This window comes from Variovorax sp. GW821-FHT09A10, assembly GCF_059418385.1.
On the sequence record NZ_JBWKPT010000003.1, the window covers coordinates 592,357 to 607,127 of the forward strand.

Sequence of the window (14,771 nt, forward strand, 5' to 3'; positions counted from 1 at the left end):
GCTGCTCAGAACACGATGCCATTCCAGCGAAGCTCGGGGCGAACTTCATTGGAATGACACAGCTTCGCTCTGTTGGGCACTCCGAAAGTGGATCGCGAAGTAAAAAACGCCTGAGCTAGCGGACTAACCCAGGCGTTTTTTCATGCGATTCGAATTACTTGCGCAGACCCAGCTTGGCGATCAGCGCGGTGTAACGCTCGGCGTCCTTGGACTTGAGGTAGTCGAGCAGCTTGCGACGGCGGCTGACCATGCGCAGCAGGCCGCGACGACCGTGGTGGTCCTTGGCGTGCGTCTTGAAGTGGGGGGTCAGCTCGTTGATACGGGCGGTCAGCAGTGCGACTTGCACTTCGGGGCTGCCGGTGTCGTTGGCTGCACGGGCGTTGTCCTTGACAACTTCGGCCTTGATGGAGGCTGCGATCATGTTGAATTTCCTTGTTCCGGGATGTTTGACTTGCGGTGAGCACTGGAACTGCCCTCACCGTGCGCCTTGCGGCATGCAAAGCTTTGGGAGTATACATCGGCCGGCTTGACCGCTCCCTCCCGCCGCCTTCCGTCAAGCGAAACCAGCCCCACGGCCCCCAGCACGCAGGCGGCGCCAGCGACCTGGGCCCACCCCACGGCCTCCCCCAGCCACCACGCGGCCAGGACCAGCGCCGACACCGGCATCAGCGCCGTGAACAGCGCCGCCTCGGCGCCCCGCAGCCGGGCGGCGCCCGCGTACCAGAGCAGGAAGCCCGCCACCGTCGGCACCAGCGCGTAGTAGGCCACCCCGGCCAGCGCCTCGGCCGGCACCGGCTGAAGCCAGGCGCGTTCCAGCAGCGCCGGAATCACGGACAGCAGCAGCCCCAGCGCGACCATCGCGGTCGATTGCACGAGCGGCGCCAGCGGCACGCGCAGCCGCTTGTTGAGCAGGATGAACAGCGACTCGAGCGCCACCGCCCCCAGCACCAGCAGGTTGCCAAGCAGCGCGGTCGACGTGCGCTCGCCGCTCCCGTCGCCCGGGCGCAGCGTGATCGCCAGCACGCCCAGGCTCGCGAGCACGATCCCGCCCACCAGATAGCGCCCCGGCCGCTCGCGCAGCGCCAGCACAGCCACCAGCGCGGCCATGGCCGGCAGCGTGCCGGTCACCACGCCCGCATCGGCGGCCGGCGCCCAGCGCACGCCCAGGATCAGCAGCACCGTGTAGCCGACGCTGCCCGCCGCCGCCTGGCACAGCAGCAGCACGGCGTCGTGGCGATCGGGGCGCGGCCAGCGGGCGCGCATGAACCCCATGAGCGCCACGAACACGGGCAGCGCCAGCGCGAAGCGCAGCGCGGTCGCTGTGAACGGCGGCAGGCCGCTGGCGATGAGCTTGCTCGCGACCACCGTGCTGCCGACCGTGACCATCGCGAGCGCGCACAGCCACATTCCCTTGCTTCGTTCCGACATCCTGATCGCCTTCCGTTTTGCAGAAAGCGCGAGCGTCTCCCGCCAGGGGCGCGGCGGTCTTGAACGAAATTGCAGGAATCGAGCTAGCGCGCCGCCGCATACGCCCCGGGCGTGAAGCCCAGGAAGCGCACGAAGGCCCGCGTCATGTGGCTCTGGTCAGAGAAGCCCGCGCCGGCCGCGGCATCGGCCAGCGCCCTGCCCTGCGCGATCAGCCGGCGGGCGCGCGACAGCCGGCACTGCTGCAGCCAGGCATGCGGCGGCAAGCCGAAGGCGGACGCGAAGCCGCGCAACAGCTGGTAGCGGCTCAGGCCCGCCTCGCGCGCCAGCTCGGCGAGTGTGGGCGCATGGACGCAGTCGTCGGCGATGCGTGCACGCGCACGCTCCATCGCTACCGGCGCCACGCGCCGTGGCGATTCAGGAGCCCGCGCGCCAGGCGCATCGCGCAGCAGTTGCAGCACGCCCTGCTCCAGCGCCAGCGCTTCGTCGCCTTCGACGACGGCCGCGAACAGCCGATCGAAACCCAGCCGCAGCGCCGGGTCGCTCAACACCGGCCGCGTCAGCTCGAACCCCGGCGGTGTGCCATCCGACAGCAGCGCAGGCGCCAGATGCAGCATGCGCCAGGCCCGCGCTTCACCGCGCATCGCGACACCGTCGTGCACCTCGCCCGGATTGACTGTGATGACATCGCCGCGCACCGCCTCGACCGCGCCGCGCCCGCTGGCCGAGCGCTGTCCGCCGCGGTCCATCACGCCGATGCCGAACACGTCGTGCATGTGGCGCGGAAAGCTGCGCTTCGATTCGGCTGCGATCGCCTGCAGGCCCGGCAGCGCCGAGCCGCGGATGCGCACGGCATCGACGGGCGCGGACCTCGAGGCCATGCCGGAAAGCCTCAGCCCTGCTGCTTGGCCAGCCAGCCGCGCAGCCGCTCGACGCCCTGCACCAGCCGCTGCGGGTCTTTCGACGCGAAGCACCAGCGCAACCAACCCTGCGCCTCGGGCGCGAAGGCGTTGCCCGGCGCGAGCCCCAGGCCGGCTTCGGCAACGAGGCGCTTGGCGAGTTCGAGCGAATCGCCGAAACCTTCGAGCCGGAAGAAGGCGTACATGCCGCCCTTGGCCGGCGCCACCTGCACGCCCGGCACGGCCGCCAGCAGCGGCACCAGCGTGTCGCGGCACTGCTTCAGGTGTGCGACGACGCGCGGCGTGATGTCGGCCGTGTGCGCCAGCGCAGCGATGGCGGCGCGCTGCGTGAACACGCTGGCGCACGAGGTGTTGAACTCGATCAGCTTGCCGATGCCGTCGACCATCGCCGGCGGCAGCACCAGCCAGCCGAGGCGCCAGCCGGTCATGAGGAAGCTCTTCGAGAAGCTGTGCGTCACGACGAGGCGATCGTCGGGCGTAGAAATGTCGAGGAAGCTCGGCGCACAGCCATTCGGCGTGGGCTCGAAGTACAGGCGCTCATACACCTCGTCGGCCAGGATCCAGGTGCCGGTCTCGCGGCAATGGTCGAGCACGGCCTGCTGCTCGTCGCGCGTCATCGTCCAGCCCGTGGGGTTGTTCGGCGCGTTGACGATCAGCAACTTCGTCTTCGGCGTGACCGCGGCACGCAATGCAGGCAGGTCGAGCGTCCACTGCCCGTTCACCGGCACCAGCGACACCGTGCGCACCTGCGCGCCCATGATCGCCGGCTGCGCCGTGAGGTTGGGCCACACGGGCGTGACGGCGACCACGTCGTCGCCCGCGTCGACCAGCGCCTGCACCGCGAGCATCAGCGCGCTCACGCCGCCCGAGGTGACGGCGATGCGCGAGGCATCGACCGTCGGGTGCAGGCGGCTGGTGTAGCGCGCGATGGCTTCGCGCAGCTCGGGCAGGCCGAGGTTGTGCGCATAGAAGGTTTCGCCGCGCTGCAGCGACTCGATGGCCGCCTGGCGAATCACCTCGGGAGTGACCTCGTCGCTCTCGCCGAACCAGAAGGCGAGCACGTCGTCGCGGCCCATGCCGGCATTGGCGACTTCGCGGATCTTCGAGGCTTCGAGGTGGTGGATGGCTTCACGCATGTCGGGGAGTTCCTGTGCTGTCGGGGTCATGCACCTCAGGGGCGCTTCATCTTGCAAGAGGTGGGCTGCTCGGCACGCTCAGGCGCGATCGTCTTGATCACGCGAAAGCCATAGCCCGAGCCCTCGACGTCGAACTGCACGCCGGGCTTGCCCTGCTTGTCCATCACGCCCACCACCAGCTGCTGCTGGAACTGGTGGTCGGCCGCGCGCATGCGACCGCGCTGGCCGTACAGGTTGACGTCGGCCTGCTCCAGCGCGCGCGCCAGCGGCACGGCCTCGGTGCTGCCCGCGCGCTCCAGCGCCTGCGCGAGCGACTCGACCAGCAGCTGCATGCGCATGTGCACGTAGTCGTCGGCCGGCCGCGGAAAGCGCGTGCGGAAGGCCCGGTAGAAGGCCTCGGACTGCGGCGTCTGCACGTTCGGCAGCCAGTCGGCCACGGCGACCACGCGGCCGATGCCCGCGTCGCCGATGGCGGCGGGCGCGCCCAGCGCGTTGCCGTAGAAGGTGTAGAAGCTGCCGTTGAAGCCGGCTTCGCGCGCGGCCTTCACGAGCAGCGTGAGGTCGTTGCCCCAGTTGCCGGTGACCACGGCCTGCGCGCCACTCGCGAGGATCTTGGTGGCGTAGGGCGCGAAGTCCTTCACCTTGCCCATCGGGTGCAGCTCGTCGCCGACGATCTCCACGTCGGGGCGCTGCACGCCGAGCTGGCGGCGCGATTCGCGCAGCACGGCCTGGCCGAAACTGTAGTCCTGCCCGATCAGGTAGACGCGCTTGAGCGCCGCGTCGTCCTTGACCACGTCCATCAGCGCGGCCACGCGCATGTCGGCGTGGGCGTCGAAGCGGAAGTGCCAGAAGCTGCAGCGCTCGTTGGTCAGCACCGGATCGACGGCCGAGTAGTTCAGGAAGATCACACGCCGCGACGGGTCGCGCTCGTTGTTCTTGTCGATGGCATCGATCAGCGCCGCCGCCGTCACCGACGAATTGCCCTGCAGCACGATGCGGGTGCCGTCGTCCATGGCCGCGCGCAGCGCCGACAGCGCCTCTTCGTTCTGGCCCTTGCTGTCGTAGCGATCGAGCTGCAGCGGCCGTGCGCCGCCCGGCAGCTTCACGCCACCGCGTGCATTCACACGCTCCACGGCCCACAGCAGGTTGCGGAACACGGCCTCGCCGGTGTTGGCAAACGGGCCGCTCATGCTTTCGATGAGCGCCAGTCGGATGGGGGCGGGTTGCGGGGCCTGGGCCAGGCCGGCGAACGGGGTCGCGCATAGCGCCGCCGCTGCGAATTTCAAGGCCTGGCGACGCCAAATAAAGGGGGTTTTCATTGTCTTGAAACGCGTGCCGATGCGCCTAGATGAGGTGTCAAGCGGCACTCACGATGGAAAGGCCGCGCAGTGTAAGGGACACACATTCCATGTCCCCATTGTGTTCATTCACCCTGGAGTTTTCGCCATGTTCTTCACCCCCACCCACCGCGCGCATTTCGCTCCCCGTACCCACGACCGCGCTTTCGAGCGCTTCGTGAACGAGGCCTTTGCCGGCGCCCGCCGCTCGCCCCTGGTCGAGCAGGACGACAAGAGCTGGACCCTGTCGCTGGACGTGCCCGGCCTGTCGCGTGAAGACCTGTCGGTGGCCATCGAAGGCGCCGTGGTCCGCATCGAAAGCAAGGCCGAAGCCAAGCGCCAGATCAAGCTCGCCTACGAGCTGCCGCAGGCCATCGACCTGGCCACCAGCGAAGCCAAGCTGGAGAACGGCGTGCTGACCCTGAAGCTCGGCAAGCTGGCGCCGGCAAGCCAGGTTTCGCACTTGCAGATCAACTAGTCGGACCGATGCCCCCACGAAGAAAATGTTAGTGACAGCTTGTTTTGACTTTAAACAAGCGTCGTATTCACAATAGCGCTGGATAACGTCACATGATGTGACGATTTTTTAGTACTTTCTTCTTCGTGGGCATCTCGTAAACGCATCGAGTTCCCGGGGCGGTGCGGACAGCGGGTGTGCCTCAAGGCACCATGAAAACGCACCTGCAGTCAGCCAATGACAACGAACGGTCCGACACGCTCCTGATCTTCCTGCCGGGGGCCTACCTCAAGCCCGAAGAGTTCGAGCGCGAGGGTTTCATCAGCGCCGTGCGCGAACGCCACCTCGCAGCCGACGCGCTGCTGGTCGATGCGGACGTCTCCTACTACTACGACCAGACCCTCAGCGAGCGGCTGCATGCCGACGTCATCGAGCCCCAACGCGCCAGGGGCTACACCTCGATCTGGCTGGTCGGCATTTCCATCGGCGGTTTCGGCGCGCTGATCCACGAACTGGCGCGGCCGGGCTCGGTGGACGGCATCGTGGCGCTGGCGCCCTACCTCGGGCGCCGCGTGCTCGGCGCGGAAATCAAGAAGGCCGGCGGCCTGCGCACGTGGCAGGCCCCCACCGGGCCGCAGCCCGACGAGGAGCCCGACCGCAAGCTCTGGCCCTTCTTCCAGCAGTACCTGGCGCCGAAGCCTTCCAAAGACCTGCCGCCGCTGTACCTGGGTTTCGGCCTGGCCGACCGCTTTGCCAGCAACCACAAGCTGCTGGCCGACGCCCTGCCGCCGGGACGCGTGTTCACCACCGAAGGCGGCCATGACTGGCCCGAATGGCGCCAGCTCTGGCGCAATGTGCTCGACGTGCTGCCGCTGCCTTCACTGGGGCGCGGCGCACGCGCGCCGGCTACGCGGTTTCCGGCTGCGGCGTCTCGGGCGTCATCAGCGATGCCATCGGCCATCGCGGCTTGACGTCGAAGGCATAGCGCTCGGTGGCCTGCGACAGGCCCGACTGCAGCCGCATGGCGGCGGCCATGGCGATCATGGCGCCGTTGTCGGTGCACAGGTGCAGCTCGGGGTAGTGCACGCGCACCTTGCGCTTGGCGCAGGCCGCGTTCAACTGCTCGCGCAGGTTCCTGTTGGCCCCCACGCCGCCGGCCACCACCAGCCGCTTCAGGCCGGTCTGGTCCAGCGCCGCGAGCGACTTCTTCAGCAGCACCTCGACGATGGCCGCCTGCGTGGAAGCGGCCAGATCGGCCTTGCGCGCCTCGAGCTGGTCGCCGAGCTTCTTGGCCTGCGTGAGCACGGCCGTCTTCAGGCCGGCAAACGAAAAGTCGAGATCGCCGCTGTGCAGCAGCGGGCGCGGCAGCTTGAAGGCCGCGGCGTCGCCCTCTTCGGCCAGCTTCGCGAGCCAGGGGCCGCCGGGGTACGGCAGGCCCATGAGCTTGGCGCTCTTGTCGAAGGCCTCGCCGGCCGCGTCGTCAATGGTCTCGCCGAGCAGTTCGTAGCGGCCCACGCCGTCGACCCGCATCAGCTGCGTGTGGCCGCCCGACACCAGCAGTGCCACGAACGGGAATTCGGGCGGATCGGCGCTCAGGAACGGCGACAGCAGATGCCCCTCGAGGTGATGCACCCCCAGCACCGGCTTGCCCAGCGCCACGCCGAGCGCGCAGGCCACGCCCGCGCCCACGAGCAGCGCGCCGGCCAGGCCCGGGCCGCGCGTGTAGGCCACCACGTCGATCTCGGCCAGCGAGCGCCCGGCCTCGGCCATGACGGCTTCGGTGAGCGGCAGCACGCGGCGGATGTGGTCGCGGCTGGCCAGCTCGGGCACCACGCCGCCGTAGGCCTGGTGCATGGCGATCTGGCTGTGCAGCGCGTGCGAACGCAGCAGCGGCAGCGCGTCGCCGTGCGACTCGACCAGCGCCACGCCGGTCTCGTCGCAGGATGATTCGATTCCCAACAAGAGCATGGCGCCGAGTGTAGGGGCCGCCCGCCGGCGGCGCCCGCGAAGGGGCAAGCGAGGCACGGAAGTTGCACGAGCGGAAGGCGCCCCTTCCGCGCCTCCACGAATGACTTCCGGCCTGAGCTTCCTGATTGCCGCGCGCCGATGCGAGATCGACGCGCTGGACCAGCTCGCGCGCACCAGCGAGCTGGTCGGCGCCATCGGGCGGCTCGTGCATGCGCTGCAGCGCGAGCGCGGCATGTCGAACGTGTTCCTGGCCTCGCACGGCGGGCGCTTCGCCGACCAGCGCGCACCGCAGATCGCCGAATGCCTGGCGCTCGAGCAGCAGGTGCGCGCCGGCTTCGACCGGCTCGAGGCCGAGCACCACCGCGCGGTGGGCGCCGGCCACGGCGCGCGCCTGTTCAGCCGCATCGCCTGGGTGCTGCCCGGCCTGGACGCCCTGCCCGCGCTGCGCCGGCGCATCGACGCGCTCGAACTCCAGCCCGCGCAGGCCGTGGCCGCCTTCGCCAAGCTCGTGGCCGGCCTTCTGGCGGTGGTGTTCGAGGCGGCCGACGGCGCCACCGACCCCGAGATCTCGCGCCTGCTGGTGGCGATGTTCAACTTCATGCAGGGCAAGGAGTTCGCCGGCCAGGAGCGCGCCTTCGGCGCCGCCGCGCTCGCGCTGGGCCGGGGCGACGACGCGCAGCGCCAGCAGTGGCGCCACCTCATCGAGTCGCAGGAGCGCTGCTTCCAGGTCTTCATCGACTTCTCGGGCGACGCGGTGCGCACGCTGTGGCACGACAGCCAGTCTGACGCCGTGCTGGCCGAGCTCGAGCGCCTGCGCCGCAAGGGCGCCACCTCGGTGCCGGCCGACGCGCTGCTGAGCCAGGCCTGGTTCGACTGCTGCACCCGGCGCATCGACGCCATGCAGACGGTCGAGAACCGCCTCTCGGCCGACCTGCGCGCGCTGTGCGACCACAAGACCGCCCAGGCGCGCAGCGAACTGGCGGCCTACCGGCAGCTGCTCGGCACGCTGGCCCCGCAGGCCGGCGGCGCGCTCTTCTTCGACGATGCCCAGCAGGCGCAGGACGCCACGCCGGCGCAGCTCGGGCGCCACCTCGAGCGCTCGGTGCTCGACATGGTCCAGGAGCAGTCGCAGCGCCTGCAGGCCATGAGCGACGAACTCGACACCGTGCGTGCCTCGCTCAACGAACGCAAGATCGTCGAGCGCGCCAAGGGCCTGCTGATGGCGCACCGGCGCCTGAGCGAGGCCGAGGCGCACAAGATGCTGCGCCAGACCGCCATGAACCAGAAGCGCCGCCTCGTCGACGTGGCCGAGTCGATGCTGGCCATGGCCGACTACCTGCCGCTCGAAGCTGCACCGCGGCGCTGACCCGAGCCGCTTGGATTGGTGCAGCGCACAACAGTTGTGCGTCGCCCGGGTTAGCGAGCCAGCAGGAACTTTCTCCCGCACCAGCGCGCCCTGCCAGCTATCTTTTCCATAGCTCCCAACGGCGGGTTCGAGCTGGCACGTCGCTTGCGTAGTCCTTGGCACGGGACCGCAAGGTCTCAAAGGCAGGTTGCACCCAACGGCGGGTGCGGCCCACCGAACCGGACAAAGGCGTCCCCATCCCGCAAGGGCTCGTTCACGAGCAGCCCCTGCGCGGTGCGGACGCCTTTTCGTTTTTGTCTTTCACTTCTGGAGCCCCGCCCATGTCCGATCTGCTGCTGAAAACCAAACTGAGCCGGCGCCGCGTGCTGCAGGCCGCCGCCCTCGGCGCCGTGGGCATCGACCCCGCGCTGCGCGCCGCCGTCTGGGCCCAGGGCTCGGACAAGCCCGAGAAGGAAGAAGTGAAGATCGGCTTCATCCCGCTGACCGACTGCGCCAGCGTGGTGATGGCCTCGGTGCTGGGCATCGACAAGAAGTACGGCGTGAAGATCGTGCCCAGCAAGGAAGCCAGCTGGGCCGGCGTGCGCGACAAGCTGGTGAACGGCGACCTCGACATGGCGCACGTGCTCTACGGCCTCGTGTACGGCATGCACCTGGGCGTGAGCGGCCCGAAGAAGGACATGGCCGTGCTCATGACCCTGAACAACAACGGCCAGGCCATCACGCTGTCCAAGAAGCTGGCCGACAAGGGCGCGGTCGATGCGGCCTCGCTCGCCAAGCTCATCGCCAAGGAAAAGGGCGAATACACCTTCGCCCACACCTTCCCCACCGGCACGCACGCCATGTGGCTCTACTACTGGCTCGCCTCGGCCGGCATCGACCCGTTCAAGGACGTGAAGAACATCACCGTGCCGCCTCCGCAGATGGTGGCCAACATGCGCGTGGGCAACATGGACGGCTACTGCGTGGGCGAGCCCTGGGGCCAACGCGCGATCATGGACGGCATCGGCTTCACCGGCATCACCACCCAGGACATCTGGAAGGACCACCCCGAGAAGGTGCTCGGCACCACCGGCGACTTCGTGAAGAAGTACCCCAACTCCGCGCGCGCGGTGACGGCCGCGATCCTCGAGGCCAGCAAGTGGATCGACACCGGCCTGCAGAACAAGAACAAGATGGCCGAGACCATCGCTGACAAGAGCTACGTCAACACCAGCGTGGACGCCATCAACCAGCGCATCCTGGGCCGCTACACCAACGGCCTGGGCAAGAGCTGGGACGACCCCAACCACATGAAGTTCTACAACGGCGGCGCCGTGAACTTCCCGTACCTGTCGGACGGCATGTGGTTCCTCACGCAGCACAAGCGCTGGGGCCTGCTGAAGGAACACCCCGACTACCTGAAGGTGGCCACCGAGATCAACCGCATCGACATCTACAAGCAGGCCGCCGCCGCCACGCAGACGCCCGTGCCCAAGGACGTGCTGCGCACCAGCAAGCTCTTCGACGGCACGGTCTGGGACGGCAAGGACCCGAAGAAGTACGCCGAGTCTTTCAAGCTCCATGTCTGAGGAGAAACGCACCATGGTCAGCGCTGTCTTCCATTCCCCGCTCGACGCCGTGGCCTCGCAGGTCGCCGCGCCCGTGGTGTCCAGGCCCCTGGCACCCGCCTCCGCTGTTGCAGCGGTTGTTGCAGCACCTGCGCCTCGCACCCGCGCGCCCCTGGACCTGCGCGCCTTCTGGATGCGCGTGCTCCCGCCGTTCCTGGGCTTCGGCCTGCTGGTGCTGGTGTGGGAGATCGTGGCCATGAAGAGCACCACCGGCTTTCCTTCGCCGCTGGCCACCTGGCAGCAGGCGCTCACGGTGTTCAGCGATCCGTTCTACAGCAAGGGGCCGAACGACCAGGGCGTGGGCTGGAACGTGCTCTCGTCGCTGCAGCGCGTGGCGCTGGGCTTCGGTCTCGCGGCGGCGGTCGGCATCCCGGCCGGCTTCGCCATCGGGCGCTTCGAGTTCCTCTCGCGCATGTTCAACCCGCTGATCAGCCTGCTGCGCCCGGTGTCGCCGCTCGCGTGGCTGCCCATCGGCCTGCTGGTGTTCAAGGGCGCCAACCCGGCCGCGATCTGGACCATCTTCATCTGCTCGATCTGGCCGATGGTCATCAACACCGCCGTGGGCGTGCAGCGCGTGCCCAGCGACTACATGAACGTCGCCAAGGTGCTCAACCTCAGCGAATGGAAGATCCTCACCAAGATCCTCTTTCCCGCTGTGCTGCCCTACATGCTCACGGGCGTGCGCCTGGCCGTGGGCACCGCCTGGCTGGTGATCGTCGCGGCCGAGATGCTCACGGGCGGCGTGGGCATCGGCTTCTGGGTGTGGGACGAGTGGAACAACCTCAACGTCGCCAACATCATCATCGCGATCTTCGTGATCGGCATCGTCGGCCTGGTGCTGGAGTTCGCGCTCATCAAGCTCGCTACCGCATTCACGTTCGAAGAGGTGAAGTCATGAACGACGACAGCAAGTACATCGAGATCCACAACGTCGAGCAGGCGTTCAAGACGCCCAAGGGCCGCTTTGTCGCGCTGCGCGACGTGAACCTGAACGTGGCCAAGGGCGAGTTCGTCACGCTCATCGGCCACTCGGGCTGCGGCAAGTCGACGCTGCTGAACCTCATCGCCGGGCTCACCACGCCCACGCAGGGCGTGCTGCTGTGCGCCAACAAGGAGATCAAGGGCCCGGGGCCCGAGCGGGCCGTGGTGTTCCAGAACCATTCGCTGCTGCCCTGGCTCACCTGCTTCGAGAACGTGTACCTCGCTGTCGAGCGCGTGTTCGCGGCCACCGAGAACAAGGCGCAGCTGCGCGAACGCACCGACGCGGCGCTCGCGCTGGTGGGCCTCACGCCCGCGGCGCAGAAGCGCCCCGGCGAAATCTCGGGCGGCATGAAGCAGCGCGTGGGCATCGCGCGGGCGCTGTCGATGGAGCCCAAGGTGCTGCTGATGGACGAGCCCTTCGGCGCGCTCGACGCCCTCACCCGCGCCAAGCTGCAGGACGAGCTGCTCGCCATCGTGCAGAAGACGCGCAGCACGGTCGTCATGGTCACGCACGACGTCGACGAGGCCGTGCTGCTCAGCGACCGCATCGTGATGCTCACCAACGGCCCGGCCGCCACCATCGGCGACGTGCTGGCGGTGGACATCGCGCGTCCGCGCAACCGCGTCGCGCTGACCGAAGACCCGGCCTATGTGCATGCGCGCAAGGCGGTCATCGATTTCCTCTACACGCGCCAGGCGCATGTGGAGAAGGCCGCGGCCTGATCCAGTCGGCGCAGCACAACGGGCGTCAAGACATGATGACCTGCAGGCTGTGCTCGTACCACCCCGTGAGGCGCTCGAAGGTGTCCACGAGCGCTTCGCTGGAACGCACCAGCGTGGCGCGCCCCTCGGGACTGTCGAGCGCCTGCACGCCGCCGACGAGGCGCAGCCACTCGTCGCGCGCGCTCGCCAGCCCGGCGCGGATCTCGGGCGAACTGAGCGGCGCACGCTCCAGTTCCAGCAGCGCGGCTTCGAATTCGTTCATGGTCGGCAACAGCCGCTCGCGCGAGGCGCCGGCCGCGAGCGTCGAGGCCAGCAGCGCGTCCTTGGCGAGACGCTGCGCGCGCATGCGCTGCCGTCCGCAGATGTTGACGATGCGCAGCGCACGCCGCGCACCCGAGGCCTCCAGCGCGTCCGTCAGCGCCTCGGCCGCCGCCAGCAAGGCCTCGCCGCGCGCATCGATCGCAGCCAGCCCTTGCGACGCGGGCTTGGCCGCCAGCAGCGCGGCCAGCGCGAGCCACGCGGCCTGCACCTCGCCGAGCGCCTGCACGCCGGCCGGCCCCAGCTCGAGGGCCGTCAGATGATCCAGCGTCTGCTGCACGCGCTCGGTCGACTGCGTGCGCAGCACGCGCGCACGCTGCGCGTCGATGCCGGCCGCGAGCTGCGCCGCCACGCGCACCAACCGCTGCGAAAGCATGCGCAACTGGCCCGCGCGGTTGATCGCCTCGGCCCACTGCGCGGCCTCGATGACCGAGCGCGACACCTCGCCCAGGCGCAGGTTGGCGTGCATCGCGGCGCCGCGCAGCAGGCCGAAGGCCTCGTCCTCGCCGATGCCGCGCGCGGACATGAGCAGGCCCTTGGCGCGGTCGACCCACTTGCGCTCGTCCATGCGCGTGCGCAGGGCGTCGAGTTCGGTGCGCAGCGCGGCCTCGCGGGTCCAGCGGGCCTGCGCCTGCGCGGTCAGTGCGGCGAGCGCATCAACGCTATCGATGGGTACCCACCCGTGCACGCCCGCGCCCACGAGCGCCGCGTGCTGTGCGCTGTCCAGCGGCGCGCTGATCACGCCCAGTGCACACGGCGGTGCGCCGCCCCAGGGGGCCAGCGCTTCGAGCAGTGCGTCGAGCTGCGGCACCGCCTCGCCCAGATGCACCAGGACCATCGACGGTGCAAGCGCCTGCGTGCACCGCACCAGCGTGTGGCAGCCCGCGCGCCCGAGCACCGAGACGCCCGCGGCATCGATCGATTGCTGCAGCGGCGCCGGCAAGGGCTCGCCGTCAGCGGCTTCAGGGGAAAGGACGACGAGAAGGGACATGGCGGCAAGGTGTGGCAAGGCCCGGGAAGCATAGGCCACGCCAGCCTGCATTCGCAGGCACGCCTCTTGCACTGGATGGGGTGCGGTGTAACGAAGCACCGCTTTGGTGATGAGGCTGCAGGCTCCTGCAACCCGCCCGGCCACGCTCAGGCCGGGCACACCCCCACGCCGACAGCGTCCGCTGCCGGCACCCCGACCTCAACCCCGTCCGTCGACACGGCCTGCCCCAGGCCGCGCCGCGGCTTTTTGCACCTTTGAACGCCATGTCCGGTTTCAGGAATTTCTTGCAGTCAGGCCACAGTCCGACCCTGTTCGCGGCCTTCCTGTACTTCTCGTTCTCCTGCTGCATCTGGGTGCTCAACGGCGCCATGGCGCCCTTCATCGGCGAGACCTTCAACCTCTCGCCCGCGCAGAAGGGCCTGATGCTGTCGGTGCCGATCATCGCGGGCGCGCTGATGCGCTTTCCGCTGGGTCTGCTCTCGCAGTACATCGGCCGCAAGAAGGCCACGCTGGTCGAGATGGGCCTCATCGCCGTGGCGATGCTGTTCGGCTTCTTCTTCGTGAAGAGCTTCAACGACCTGCTCGCCATGGGCGTGCTGCTGGGCATCGCGGGTGCGAGCTTCGGCGTGGCGCTGTCGCTGGGCTCGGGCTGGTTCCCGCCGCAGCACAAGGGCCTGGCGATGGGCCTGGTGGGTGCGGGCAACGTGGGCACGGCCGTGTCGGTGCTGGTGGCCCCGCCGCTGGCCAACTGGCTGGGCTGGCAGGCGGTGTACGGCGTAGCCGCGGTCGCGATCCTGATTCCGATGGTCGTGATGGTGGTCTTCGCCAAGGAGCCGCCGGACGTGGACCCGCACGGCAGCTTCCGCGCCCACATCGCCTGCCTGTTCGAAAAAGACGGCTGGGTCTTCAGCCTGATCTACGGCGTGACCTTCGGCGGCTTCATCGGCCTCACGACCTTCCTGCCCTCGTACTACTACGACCAGTTCGGCGTGAGCAAGGTGCAGGCCGGCCAGCTGACGATGCTCGCGGCCTTCATGGGCGCGGCGGTGCGCATCGTGGGCGGCTGGCTGTCCGACCGCTGGGGCGGCGTGAACACGCTCACGGTGGTGCTGCTGGTGGTGGCCGTGGGCCTCGTGCTGGTGGGCTTCTCGTCGGGCTCGCTCGTGCTCACCACGCTGCTGCTGATCGTGTGCTTCGCGGCGCTGGGCGCGGGCAACGGCGCGCTGTTCCAGCTGGTGCCGCTGCGCTGGCCCACGAGCACGGCCGTGGCCGGCTCGATGATCGGCGAGATCGGCGCCCTCGGCGGCGGCCTGGTGCCCAACGCCATGGGCCTGTCGAAGCAGTACCTGGGCAGCTATGCCTGGGGCTTCGTGTTCTTCGGTGCGCTCTCGCTGGCGATGCTGGGCGTGATGCGCGTGATGCAGATCCGCTGGACGCGCACCTGGGCCGAAAAAGGCGGACGCGCGCGCGTCACGCCGGCCCATTCCGCTGCGAAGCCCTCGCCCGTTCGCAAGGCCGCACGTTCATGAGCCATTTCACCCG

At 69.0% G+C, this 14,771-nt stretch carries 14 protein-coding genes; 7 read left to right on the forward strand and 7 right to left on the reverse strand.

Annotated elements, in window-relative coordinates:
• Nucleotides 1-154: 154 nt before the first annotated feature.
• The 5 genes from rpsO to AC07Q9_RS16015 form a co-directional block, all read right to left on the reverse strand.
• On the reverse strand, nucleotides 155-421 hold the full coding sequence (gene rpsO / locus AC07Q9_RS15995; RefSeq protein WP_056579564.1) for a 30S ribosomal protein S15: 267 nt from the start codon (nucleotides 419-421) through the stop codon (nucleotides 155-157).
• Nucleotides 418-1,428: a DMT family transporter gene (locus AC07Q9_RS16000; RefSeq protein WP_495310656.1), complete on the reverse strand. Its 1,011-nt coding sequence runs from the start codon at nucleotides 1,426-1,428 to the stop codon at nucleotides 418-420. The genes rpsO and AC07Q9_RS16000 overlap by 4 nt, the downstream gene beginning before the upstream one ends.
• Before the next feature lie 83 nt (nucleotides 1,429-1,511).
• Entirely contained in the window at nucleotides 1,512-2,306 is a 795-nt protein-coding gene (locus AC07Q9_RS16005) for a helix-turn-helix transcriptional regulator (protein ID WP_495310658.1), read from the reverse strand.
• 11 nt (nucleotides 2,307-2,317) lie between these two features.
• Complete coding sequence (locus AC07Q9_RS16010; RefSeq protein ID WP_495310660.1) at nucleotides 2,318-3,511, reverse strand: pyridoxal phosphate-dependent aminotransferase; 1,194 nt, start codon at nucleotides 3,509-3,511, stop codon at nucleotides 2,318-2,320.
• A 5-nt stretch (nucleotides 3,512-3,516) separates the two neighbouring features.
• Nucleotides 3,517-4,800, reverse strand: a complete 1,284-nt coding sequence (locus AC07Q9_RS16015; protein WP_495310662.1) for a branched-chain amino acid ABC transporter substrate-binding protein — start codon at nucleotides 4,798-4,800, stop codon at nucleotides 3,517-3,519.
• Between the two features lie 127 nt (nucleotides 4,801-4,927).
• Here AC07Q9_RS16015 and AC07Q9_RS16020 point away from each other — a divergent pair, with 127 nt between their 5' ends.
• Entirely contained in the window at nucleotides 4,928-5,296 is a 369-nt protein-coding gene (locus AC07Q9_RS16020) for an Hsp20/alpha crystallin family protein (RefSeq protein WP_495310664.1), read from the forward strand.
• A 191-nt stretch (nucleotides 5,297-5,487) separates the two neighbouring features.
• On the forward strand, nucleotides 5,488-6,246 hold the full coding sequence (locus tag AC07Q9_RS16025; RefSeq protein WP_495310666.1) for an alpha/beta hydrolase: 759 nt from the start codon (nucleotides 5,488-5,490) through the stop codon (nucleotides 6,244-6,246).
• Here AC07Q9_RS16025 and tsaD read toward each other — a convergent pair.
• Entirely contained in the window at nucleotides 6,182-7,243 is a 1,062-nt protein-coding gene (gene tsaD, locus AC07Q9_RS16030) for a tRNA (adenosine(37)-N6)-threonylcarbamoyltransferase complex transferase subunit TsaD (protein ID WP_492682767.1), read from the reverse strand. The two genes, AC07Q9_RS16025 and tsaD, sit on opposite strands and share 65 nt — an antisense overlap.
• Before the next feature lie 100 nt (nucleotides 7,244-7,343).
• Here tsaD and AC07Q9_RS16035 point away from each other — a divergent pair, with 100 nt between their 5' ends.
• The 4 genes from AC07Q9_RS16035 (at nucleotide 7,344) to AC07Q9_RS16050 (ending at nucleotide 11,920) form a co-directional block, all read left to right on the forward strand.
• On the forward strand, nucleotides 7,344-8,609 hold the full coding sequence (locus tag AC07Q9_RS16035) for a nitrate- and nitrite sensing domain-containing protein (RefSeq protein WP_492682769.1): 1,266 nt from the start codon (nucleotides 7,344-7,346) through the stop codon (nucleotides 8,607-8,609).
• Nucleotides 8,610-8,929: 320 nt separating this feature from the next.
• Complete coding sequence (locus tag AC07Q9_RS16040; RefSeq protein WP_495310669.1) at nucleotides 8,930-10,177, forward strand: CmpA/NrtA family ABC transporter substrate-binding protein; 1,248 nt, start codon at nucleotides 8,930-8,932, stop codon at nucleotides 10,175-10,177.
• A 13-nt stretch (nucleotides 10,178-10,190) separates the two neighbouring features.
• Nucleotides 10,191-11,114: a nitrate ABC transporter permease gene (gene ntrB / locus AC07Q9_RS16045; RefSeq protein WP_307588913.1), complete on the forward strand. Its 924-nt coding sequence runs from the start codon at nucleotides 10,191-10,193 to the stop codon at nucleotides 11,112-11,114.
• A complete protein-coding gene (locus AC07Q9_RS16050; RefSeq protein ID WP_495310671.1) occupies nucleotides 11,111-11,920 on the forward strand; it encodes an ABC transporter ATP-binding protein in 810 nt (269 codons plus the stop codon). The genes ntrB and AC07Q9_RS16050 overlap by 4 nt, the downstream gene beginning before the upstream one ends.
• A gap of 25 nt (nucleotides 11,921-11,945) precedes the next feature.
• Here AC07Q9_RS16050 and AC07Q9_RS16055 read toward each other — a convergent pair whose 3' ends face one another.
• A complete protein-coding gene (locus AC07Q9_RS16055; protein ID WP_495310673.1) occupies nucleotides 11,946-13,229 on the reverse strand; it encodes an ANTAR domain-containing protein in 1,284 nt (427 codons plus the stop codon).
• A 263-nt stretch (nucleotides 13,230-13,492) separates the two neighbouring features.
• Between AC07Q9_RS16055 and AC07Q9_RS16060 the strand changes: the two genes are divergently transcribed.
• Nucleotides 13,493-14,758 (forward strand): MFS transporter, encoded by a 1,266-nt coding sequence (locus AC07Q9_RS16060; RefSeq protein WP_495310675.1) that lies wholly within the window; start codon nucleotides 13,493-13,495, stop codon nucleotides 14,756-14,758.
• The last annotated feature ends 13 nt before the right edge of the window (nucleotides 14,759-14,771 follow it).

What these genes read in the sequence shown, in the direction of transcription:
- rpsO (WP_056579564.1), bottom strand. Translation starts at nt 421, where the DNA reads ATGATCGCAGCCTCCATCAAGGCCGAAGTTGTCAAGGACAACGCCCGT.
- AC07Q9_RS16000 (WP_495310656.1), bottom strand. Translation starts at nt 1,428, where the DNA reads ATGTCGGAACGAAGCAAGGGAATGTGGCTGTGCGCGCTCGCGATGGTC.
- AC07Q9_RS16005 (WP_495310658.1), bottom strand. Translation starts at nt 2,306, where the DNA reads ATGGCCTCGAGGTCCGCGCCCGTCGATGCCGTGCGCATCCGCGGCTCG.
- AC07Q9_RS16010 (WP_495310660.1), bottom strand. Translation starts at nt 3,511, where the DNA reads ATGACCCCGACAGCACAGGAACTCCCCGACATGCGTGAAGCCATCCAC.
- AC07Q9_RS16015 (WP_495310662.1), bottom strand. Translation starts at nt 4,800, where the DNA reads ATGAAAACCCCCTTTATTTGGCGTCGCCAGGCCTTGAAATTCGCAGCG.
- AC07Q9_RS16020 (WP_495310664.1), top strand. Translation starts at nt 4,928, where the DNA reads ATGTTCTTCACCCCCACCCACCGCGCGCATTTCGCTCCCCGTACCCAC.
- AC07Q9_RS16025 (WP_495310666.1), top strand. Translation starts at nt 5,488, where the DNA reads ATGAAAACGCACCTGCAGTCAGCCAATGACAACGAACGGTCCGACACG.
- tsaD (WP_492682767.1), bottom strand. Translation starts at nt 7,243, where the DNA reads ATGCTCTTGTTGGGAATCGAATCATCCTGCGACGAGACCGGCGTGGCG.
- AC07Q9_RS16035 (WP_492682769.1), top strand. Translation starts at nt 7,344, where the DNA reads ATGACTTCCGGCCTGAGCTTCCTGATTGCCGCGCGCCGATGCGAGATC.
- AC07Q9_RS16040 (WP_495310669.1), top strand. Translation starts at nt 8,930, where the DNA reads ATGTCCGATCTGCTGCTGAAAACCAAACTGAGCCGGCGCCGCGTGCTG.
- ntrB (WP_307588913.1), top strand. Translation starts at nt 10,191, where the DNA reads ATGGTCAGCGCTGTCTTCCATTCCCCGCTCGACGCCGTGGCCTCGCAG.
- AC07Q9_RS16050 (WP_495310671.1), top strand. Translation starts at nt 11,111, where the DNA reads ATGAACGACGACAGCAAGTACATCGAGATCCACAACGTCGAGCAGGCG.
- AC07Q9_RS16055 (WP_495310673.1), bottom strand. Translation starts at nt 13,229, where the DNA reads ATGTCCCTTCTCGTCGTCCTTTCCCCTGAAGCCGCTGACGGCGAGCCC.
- AC07Q9_RS16060 (WP_495310675.1), top strand. Translation starts at nt 13,493, where the DNA reads ATGTCCGGTTTCAGGAATTTCTTGCAGTCAGGCCACAGTCCGACCCTG.